The sequence below is a fragment of the Streptomyces sp. NPDC057136 genome, from assembly GCF_042670885.1.
Classification (GTDB): Bacteria; Actinomycetota; Actinomycetes; order Streptomycetales; family Streptomycetaceae; genus Streptomyces.
Genome location: NZ_JBHUUV010000104.1, coordinates 1 through 1,815 on the forward strand (window position 1 = coordinate 1; position 1,815 = coordinate 1,815).

The following is a 1,815-nucleotide window of genomic DNA, read 5'->3' on the forward strand; positions in this document are numbered from 1 at the left end:
TCAGCCCTTGCGGTTGTGTACTTCTTCGGTGAGTTGGGGGACGACGGTGAAGAGGTCTCCGACGATGCCGTAGTCGACGAGGTCGAAGATGGGGGCTTCGGCGTCCTTGTTGATCGCGACGATGGTCTTGGAGGTCTGCATGCCGGCGCGGTGCTGGATGGCGCCGGAGATGCCGGAGGCGATGTAGAGCTGGGGGGAGACGGACTTGCCGGTCTGGCCGACCTGGTTGGTGTGGGGGTACCAGCCGGCGTCGACGGCGGCGCGGGAGGCGCCGACGGCCGCGCCGAGGGAGTCGGCGAGCGCTTCGATGACCGCGAAGTTCTCGGCACCGTTGACGCCGCGTCCGCCGGACACCACGATCGCGGCCTCGGTCAGCTCCGGGCGGCCCGTGGACTCGCGGGGGGTCCTGGACACGATCTTCGTGCCGGTGGAGGTCGCGGTGAAGGTGACGGGGAGGGTTTCGGTGGCACCCGCGGCGGGGGCGGGCTCGACCGGGGCGGAGTTCGGCTTCACGGTGATGACCGGGGTGCCGTGGGTGATGCGGGACCTGGTGGTGAAGGAGGCGGCGAACGCGGCCTGCGTCGCGACGGGCCCCTCGTCGCCGGCTTCGAGGTCGATGGCGTCGGTGATGAGACCCGAGCCGGTACGCACCGCGAGACGCGCGGCGATCTCCTTGCCCTCCGCGGAGGACGGCACCAGCACCGCGACCGGGGAGAGGGCCTGGTAGGCGGCGTGGAGGGCGTCGACCTTCGGGGCGACGAGGTACTGGGTGAACTCGGGGGCCTGGGCGGTCAGGACCTTCACCGCACCGTGCTCGGCCAGCACCGTAGCGGTGGCCTCGGCACCCTCACCCAGCGCGAGAGCGACCGGGTCACCGATCCGGCGGGCCAGAGTCAGCAGTTCGAGGGTGGGCTTACGGACAGCACCGTCGACATGATCGACGTAGACGAGGACTTCAGCCATGGCAATTGCTCCTGCGTGAATGAGAGACGGAGGCGATACGACGGAACGGGCGCCTAGATGAACTTCTGGCCCGCGAGGAACTCGGCGAGCTGCTTGCCGCCCTCGCCCTCGTCCTTCACGATCGTGCCCGCCGTACGGGCCGGACGCTGCGTCGCACCGTCCACGACCGTCCAGGCACCCGCCAGACCGACCTGCTCCGCGTCGATGTCCAGATCATCCAGGTCCAAAGAGGTGACCGGCTTCTTCTTCGCGGCCATGATCCCCTTGAACGACGGGTAGCGGGCCTCACCGGACTGGTCGGTCACCGACACCACCGCCGGAAGGGAAGCCTGAAGCTGCTCGGACGCGGTGTCACCGTCACGACGACCCGACACCACACCGCCCTCGACCGACACCTCCGAGAGCAGCGTCACCTGCGGCACACCCAGACGCTCCGCGAGAATCGCCGGCAGCACACCCATCGTGCCGTCCGTCGACGCCATCCCCGCGATCACCAGATCGAACCCGGTCTTCTCGATCGCCTTCGCCAGCACCAACGACGTGCCCATCACATCACTGCCATGCAGAGCGTCGTCCTCCACATGCACCGCCTTGTCCGCACCCATCGACAACGCCTTGCGCAACGCGTCCTTCGCATCCTCAGGACCCACCGTCACCACCGTGACCTCGGCATCATCCGCCTCGCCCGCGATCTGCAGCGCCTGCTCCACCGCATACTCATCCAGCTCCGACAGCAGACCGTCCACATCCTCACGGTCCACCGTCAAGTCATCAGCAAAATGCCGATCACCAGTCGCGTCGGGCACATACTTCACACAGACAACGATCCTCAAGCTCACGCCGGCTCTCCTA

General features: G+C 67.7%; 2 protein-coding genes. Both read right to left on the reverse strand.

What is annotated here, in order from left to right; genetic code table 11:
* On the reverse strand, positions 1-963 hold the full coding sequence (locus ACFT7S_RS38660) for an electron transfer flavoprotein subunit alpha/FixB family protein (RefSeq protein ID WP_382741239.1): 963 nt from the start codon (positions 961-963) through the stop codon (positions 1-3).
* A 53-nt stretch (positions 964-1,016) separates the two neighbouring features.
* A complete protein-coding gene (locus ACFT7S_RS38665) occupies positions 1,017-1,802 on the reverse strand; it encodes an electron transfer flavoprotein subunit beta/FixA family protein (protein ID WP_382741242.1) in 786 nt (261 codons plus the stop codon).
* Positions 1,803-1,815 lie beyond the last annotated feature (13 nt).

Coding starts and splice junctions, on each gene's coding strand:
- ACFT7S_RS38660 (WP_382741239.1), bottom strand. CDS start 963: ATGGCTGAAGTCCTCGTCTACGTCGATCATGTCGACGGTGCTGTCCGT.